Consider the following 6,276-nt stretch of genomic DNA (forward strand, 5'->3'; position numbering starts at 1 on the left):
CATTACTAGCCTGTCGATAAGCTTGATAATATTTGCCACGAATACCACCAGAAAAGTCATATTCAGTTCGCATCTCGTCATTAACCGTTTCTTCAGACTCCTGATTCATAATTTTTTCTCTCCTGTTTACTAGCTAAACGGGCGCTAAATAACGGAGGCAAGGAGCAGGAGGCCGTTTTTGTAATGGGGATTTATGCCCCGCTCCAAAAACTTTTCGCCTTAAGGCGAGGTTTTAGACCCGATTTTTTCGATAACAAACACATTTTCCATCTTTGAATTAGATAACTGATAACTTACCCACTGATAACTGATAACTGATAACTGATAACTGATTAGGTGTGGTGGGCCCCATTAACTCTGAGGACTTCTCCAGAGACATAACTGCTGGCAATAGGAGAGAGTAAATAGGCAGTTGCCCAGGCGATATCTGCGGGTTCACCGAAGCGACGACAGGGAATTTCGGCGGTGATTTTATCGCGAACCTTATCGGGAATCGCTAAAGTCATTTCCGTGTTAATAAACCCCGGTGCGATCGCATTGGCGCGAATATTATAACGGGCAGCTTCTCGCGCTAGGGATTTGACTAAACCAATAACTGCCGCTTTTGTGGCTGCGTAATTAGTTTGGCCGGCATTACCGCGATCACCGGAAATAGAACTAATACAAACGATCGATCCCGCTTGTCGTTCGTACATTCCCTCAATAAACGGTTTAATCGTGTGATTAACCCCTTTTAGGTTGACATTAATCACTAAATCCCAATCTAGCGGCGTTAATTTAGCGAAAAAGTTATCTCTGGTAATCCCCGCGTTAGCGACGATGCCGTACACTGGTCCCAATTCCGCTTCAATTTGTTTAGCTGCCGCTTCCATAGATTCCAACTTAGTCACGTCGGCGACAATGCCTAAACCCTGGGGATTATCCGTGGCTAAATCCGTGTAGGCCACCTTGGCCCCCAATTCTATCAAAAGAGAGACAATAGCCGCCCCAATGCCTCGATTTCCGCCGGTAACGACGATAACTTTCTCCTCTAGTCCCAGAGATACCATAGCTTTTTCCTCCTAAACTCTTTCAATTGCGATCGCTGTTCCGCCACCGGTCCCATGACAGATGGCCCCCATACCGAGGGTTTTATCCTGTACTTTCAACGCGTTAATTAACGTCACCAGAATTCGCGCTCCGGAAGCGCCGATGGGATGACCCAATGCGATCGCACCACCGTGAACGTTTTGTTTTTCCCTCGCTAACCCCAGATCCATCTCAAAAAGCAGATTATTTAAGGCAAAAGCTTCGTTATTTTCCACTAAATCGAAATCTTCGATCGTTTTATCTAAAGATGCCAGCAATTTTTTCACCGCTAGGACGGGGAATTCTGGGAAGCGATCGGTTTTGCCAGCACCCACAGCGCCGCCAAGGATTTTGGCAATTGGTTTTAAACCGTACTGATCCACAGCTTTTTGACTGGCTAAAAGGATAGCGGCGGCCCCATCGGAAATCTGACTACTATTCCCTGCGGTTAAAACTCCCGACGGATTAAAAGCCGGCCGCAGTTTTCCTAAACCTTCCGGGGTACTATCGGAACGAATACCCTCATCTTGATCAAGAATTGTGGAACCTTTCTTAGATTTAAGCTCAATTGGCACGATTTCGCCCTTAAACCAGCCTTTTTCTGTGGCTGTGGCCGCTCTTTGGTGGGATAAGGCGGCAATTTCGTCTAATGCTTGCCGAGAAACCCCGCGATCGAGACAGAGGCGATCGACTTGGGAACCCATGCCCTCAGTCGTGGTAGCATCGGTTAGGCCATCGTGGAGTAATAAATCCGTTAATTGTTCTGGCGCACCCATGAGGAATTTATAACCCCACCGGGCCCGATGGGAGAGAAAAAAGCCAGTTTGGGACATGGATTCGATGCCACCGGCGAGGATGAGATCCGCTTCTCCAGCGCGAATTGAGGTAGCGGCGTTACTAACGGCAATCATTCCCGAAGAACAAACCATATCCACCCGATATCCGTCCACGCTTACGGGAATTCCTGCTTTAATCGCCGCTTGTCGGGGAATTAACTGACCATGACCCGATCCCAAAACATTGCCGAAAATGTACAAATCTAGGGCTTCTGGGGGCAAATTAGCGATTTCTAGGGCAGATTTCATCACTGTTGCCCCTAAATCGGCCGGGGATAATCCCATCAATCCCCCACCAAAACGACCAATTGGAGTCCGGACTGCGGCCACGATATAAACTTCTTGCATAGACTTCTCTCTATTGGGAAGCGAAGATAATAGATAGAATTTGCTTAAGAATATCGAGTCCGAAAAGATCAAAATCCCAATTGACTGTCATTGGTTAAAAGTTCCTGGCCCCGATGTCTTGAGTTTTTGTCTATCTACCCTCGATTTTGCAACAGAATTTCTGTGTAAGAAGATATATTCATTAGAATTTAACTTTTCTGGCAGCAATCCCGTTTTTTTATGGATTTAGTCAAGCGCTTGGTTTTTATCGGTGGTGGTCATAGTCATGCGATCGCCCTTCGTCTTTGGGGGCAATCACCCCTAAAAAACGTTCAATTAACTTTAATTAGCGATGTCACCCATACCCCCTATTCGGGAATGTTACCCGGCCACATCGCCGGTTTTTATGATTTTGCTGAGACTCATATCGATTTACCTTCTCTAGCTAGGTATTCTCAAGCGCAATTCTGTTTAGACAAGGCTAATTCCATAGATACGGAAAAATGTCAAGTAATTTGTAATAATTCTTTACAGATTCCCTTTGATTATCTCTCGATCGATATCGGCAGCATCCCGGCAGTAGATAATGTTATCGGCGCTCAAGAGTACGCTATTCCCGCCAAACCGGTGCCGATTTTTCGGGAAGGATGGCAAGAAATCCTGAAAAAAGCGGTTAGTAACCCCAATAATCCTCTCAATATCGTCATTGTTGGTGGTGGCGCGGGCGGGGTCGAATTAGCTTTAAATATGCAGTCCCGTTTGGCCAAAATTCTCAACTCTAGCAGTAATTTGAATTTATCTCTAATTCATCGAGGAAAAAAACTACTACCAGCCCATAATAATTGGGTCGGTCAACGTTTAGAGAATATTTTTAAACAAAGGGGAATTAGATTATATTTATCAACGGATGTGACGGCAGTGCAAGCAGATCAGATTATCTGTTCATCGGGGTTAGTTTTACCCACGGATTATACAATTTGGGTAACGACTGCCTCGGCCCCTAGTTGGATTAAAGCGTCAGGATTACTGACAGATGAAAAAGGGTTTATTTTAGTGAATAATTATCTGCAATCTCTTTCCCATCCCCATATTTTTGCCGTGGGAGATATTGCCACGATTCCAGATTATCCCCGTCCGAAAGCAGGAGTTTTTGCCGTCCGACAAGGTAAACCACTGTTCGATAATTTAGGAAGAATTCTGCAAAATCAGCCCTTAAAACCCTATTTTCCCCAGAAAAATTATCTCAGTTTAATCGGGACAGGAGACCAAAAAGCGATCGCATCTTGGGGCGGTTTCGGATGTCAATCACCGTTATTATGGTTATGGAAAGATCGGATCGATCGAGCTTTTATGAAACAATTTGAACAGAAATGATGAGTTGCTTTGTCATCGGATTGAATGGCAGTTTAAGTCGGTTGGGAGGTGTGAGAAGCATGACTTAAAGTTGTTGTCTAAATGTCCAAATCGTGAGAAAAAGTTTAAGATTGCTGCTTTGTGGGAGTTTGAAGAATTTGAAGGCGCAGTTTGCGATCGCTGTTTTCTCTCTTTTGCTGAGATGAGAAACTGCAAACATCGAAAGAATCTTAAAAAATTTGACTCTAAGGGAAAAATAAATAGCAATATAGCTCTAATATAAATTTAGAGCCAAGAGGATATTTATGTTTAATTTTAACATAGAAGACTATTTAACGGATACAAAATTAATTAGAATGTCGATTTCCTATGCAATGTATAGTAGGCTTAATGACGATCAATTTTGTAATTTTTTTGAACTAAGTATCAATTGTAAAAATCAAAATAAAATCAACCTTTTAGTTGAATATATTAAAAATATCTACTCTTTAAAACAACCTTATATACCAGATGAGTCATTTAAAATAAGGAAGTAAAGCGATAAATCAACAAAATGCTATGGTCATCAATCTCAATATCCCACCCTCCCAACCATCAGCTAATCTAAAGGTAAAAATACTGATAGAAACCCTTAAAAATGGTCAATATGCTGTATCTATCGCTGAATTGCCTCATTTTCGAGTCCAAGCACCCACCAAAGAAGAAGCCATTTCCCAACTACAAACAACCTTTATCGAACAAATTAGCCAAATTGAAACGATATCATGGACAACACCCCTAGATAACCCCTCACCCAATTGGCGAGAATTTGCAGGTATCTTTGAAAATGACGCAGATTTTCAAGAAATCATGGATACACTTCAAGCAGAACGTACTTTAGATGATGACAGTGAAGTAGATCCCTCATATTATCTGTAGAGGATAAAGATTTGTGTCTCAATATATTCTCGATACTGACCATATTTCCCTAATTCTTGGCAATCATCCCCAAGTTATTGCTAATGCGTCCCGTCATTCCATTTCCGTTACAATCATTACTGTTCAGGAACTTTTCAGTGGAAGGAACCACAGAGACACAGAGGACACAAAGATCGATCGCTACTATATAAGTTAAACTTAAGTAGGGAGGCACAATTATTTGTAGGATGGGTTAGCGGTAGCGTAACCCATGCGGGCGTTGGGTTTCATGCTTCAACCCAACCTACGTTTATCTTATATTTAATTCCACCCACCCACTTATTACACAAAGTCGAGAAGAGCCCTTTTTAAGTTTCTTCTCTTTTTGTTAATGAAAGATGTGACCAATGGATGCCCTAAAAGGGGCGAGGTTTTAAACCCAAAATTCTGATAAAGTAAAAATCGTCCCGATACCTTGACTGGTTAAGGGAGAGAACGTCAATAGCTTGTTAAATAGTACATATAAACCAATGCCACGTCTTCGCTCGATTATTTCCCTAGTTTTAGTCCTAGTTACTACCCTGCTGGTTAGTTGCAGTGGTCCCCAAGCAACTATCCCCACCGTTTACAGTCCCCAAAAAATCGAACAGTTACAGGTTTACATCCAACCCATAGAAGGATTTCGCCAAAAAATGAGCGTTTTGCAAGACCTCATCGCTGACAAAAATTGGGTAGATACTCGCACCTATATCCACGGTCCTTTGGGGCAATTGCGTCAGGAAATGGTAGGATTATCCCGTAATTTACTGCCCAAAGACCAAGAAAAAGCCAAGCAGTTAGCGAAAAATCTTTTCGTTCACTTTGAACGTATCGATGCGGCAGCCAAAGAAAAAGATGCTAGTCTTGCTGCTAATCAATTCCAAGAAGCATTAAAAGACTTCGATGCTTTCTTAAATATTGTTCCTAGTTAGTTTTTATCAGTGTTCAGTTATCAGTGATCAGTTATCAGTGATCAGTTATCAGCTTTTTTAAAAAATCTCTGGCTTTTTGCCTAGAGATTGTTGTCAGAGAGAAGCACACAAAAACTTTTTTTCTTATTTATAGCAGCAAATTTTAACCCCCCGCAAGGGCAAGGATGATATTAGTTAAACTGATCAAGCTTGCACTCAAATCATCAAACCCTGATGCTGAAAAACCTTCCAGAAAAAATTTTTCTTTTAGGGTAGGGGGTAGGGGTAAATTTTCCTTCAGGTTCGGGTTTATTGAGGAGTAGGGACAAGAAACAATGTCCTCAAAAACACAGTTAAGTACCTAAGCAAAATTAATTACACATCTAAGCTCTCAGCCGTCAGCCTTTTGCTGATGTGAGTAAACAGTGAACTGAAAACTCAAATCCGATCCCTGATAGCTGTCTCGGAGTCTCGGAGTCTCGGAGTCTCGGAGTCTCGACTAGGAAATTAATTTTGCACGACTACTTATCGCAGTGATCTTAATAGTGAGGTAGGAAGTCTCTGGTTTTAGGGAACAGGCAAGAGGGGGCGCCGGAGTTGGGGAAGTGGGGAGAAAGGAGCAGGGGAGGGGGAGAGAAAAAAGCTGACGGCTGCGAGCGGGGGGAATCAAGACAATTTACAATTGCTTAATAATTGTTGCCACTGCCGTGATAATATGTCTTGTGGCTTACCTGAGCGTCATAGCTGGGAAAGCAATCCAGATATTGAGATTAGTCTATCGCTGATTTAGGTGTACCTTGTCTGACCCATCGATCGAATCTCCCCCAACCCCAGAAACCAACCCG

At 42.6% G+C, this 6,276-nt stretch carries 6 protein-coding genes; 3 read left to right on the forward strand and 3 right to left on the reverse strand.

What is annotated here, in order from left to right; genetic code table 11:
* Positions 1-332: 332 nt before the first annotated feature.
* Complete coding sequence (phaB, locus tag PX481_RS22055; RefSeq protein ID WP_288095989.1) at positions 333-1,049, reverse strand: acetoacetyl-CoA reductase PhaB; 717 nt, start codon at positions 1,047-1,049, stop codon at positions 333-335.
* 12 nt (positions 1,050-1,061) lie between these two features.
* Positions 1,062-2,252 (reverse strand): acetyl-CoA acetyltransferase PhaA, encoded by a 1,191-nt coding sequence (phaA, locus tag PX481_RS22060; protein ID WP_288095991.1) that lies wholly within the window; start codon positions 2,250-2,252, stop codon positions 1,062-1,064.
* Between the two features lie 219 nt (positions 2,253-2,471).
* Between phaA and PX481_RS22065 the strand changes: the two genes are divergently transcribed.
* Together PX481_RS22065 and PX481_RS22070 are read left to right on the forward strand one after the other, a co-directional pair.
* A complete protein-coding gene (locus PX481_RS22065; RefSeq protein ID WP_288026544.1) occupies positions 2,472-3,605 on the forward strand; it encodes an FAD-dependent oxidoreductase in 1,134 nt (377 codons plus the stop codon).
* 537 nt (positions 3,606-4,142) lie between these two features.
* The gene (locus tag PX481_RS22070) at positions 4,143-4,502 is read left to right on the forward strand and encodes a hypothetical protein (RefSeq protein ID WP_002763370.1); all 360 of its coding nucleotides are present in this window, start codon (positions 4,143-4,145) and stop codon (positions 4,500-4,502) included.
* Between the two features lie 49 nt (positions 4,503-4,551).
* Here PX481_RS22070 and PX481_RS22075 read toward each other — a convergent pair whose 3' ends face one another.
* Positions 4,552-4,716 carry a hypothetical protein gene (locus tag PX481_RS22075; protein WP_002763369.1) on the reverse strand — a complete coding sequence of 55 codons (165 nt, stop codon included), beginning with the start codon at positions 4,714-4,716 and terminating at the stop codon, positions 4,552-4,554.
* Positions 4,717-5,011: 295 nt separating this feature from the next.
* Between PX481_RS22075 and psbQ the strand changes: the two genes are divergently transcribed.
* Positions 5,012-5,452: a photosystem II protein PsbQ gene (gene psbQ, locus PX481_RS22080; RefSeq protein ID WP_002737745.1), complete on the forward strand. Its 441-nt coding sequence runs from the start codon at positions 5,012-5,014 to the stop codon at positions 5,450-5,452.
* Positions 5,453-6,276 lie beyond the last annotated feature (824 nt).

This window comes from Microcystis sp. M53603_WE2 (genome assembly GCF_030065435.1).

What these genes read in the sequence shown, in the direction of transcription:
- phaB (WP_288095989.1), bottom strand. Translation starts at nt 1,049, where the DNA reads ATGGTATCTCTGGGACTAGAGGAGAAAGTTATCGTCGTTACCGGCGGA.
- phaA (WP_288095991.1), bottom strand. Translation starts at nt 2,252, where the DNA reads ATGCAAGAAGTTTATATCGTGGCCGCAGTCCGGACTCCAATTGGTCGT.
- PX481_RS22065 (WP_288026544.1), top strand. Translation starts at nt 2,472, where the DNA reads ATGGATTTAGTCAAGCGCTTGGTTTTTATCGGTGGTGGTCATAGTCAT.
- PX481_RS22070 (WP_002763370.1), top strand. Translation starts at nt 4,143, where the DNA reads ATGGTCATCAATCTCAATATCCCACCCTCCCAACCATCAGCTAATCTA.
- psbQ (WP_002737745.1), top strand. Translation starts at nt 5,012, where the DNA reads ATGCCACGTCTTCGCTCGATTATTTCCCTAGTTTTAGTCCTAGTTACT.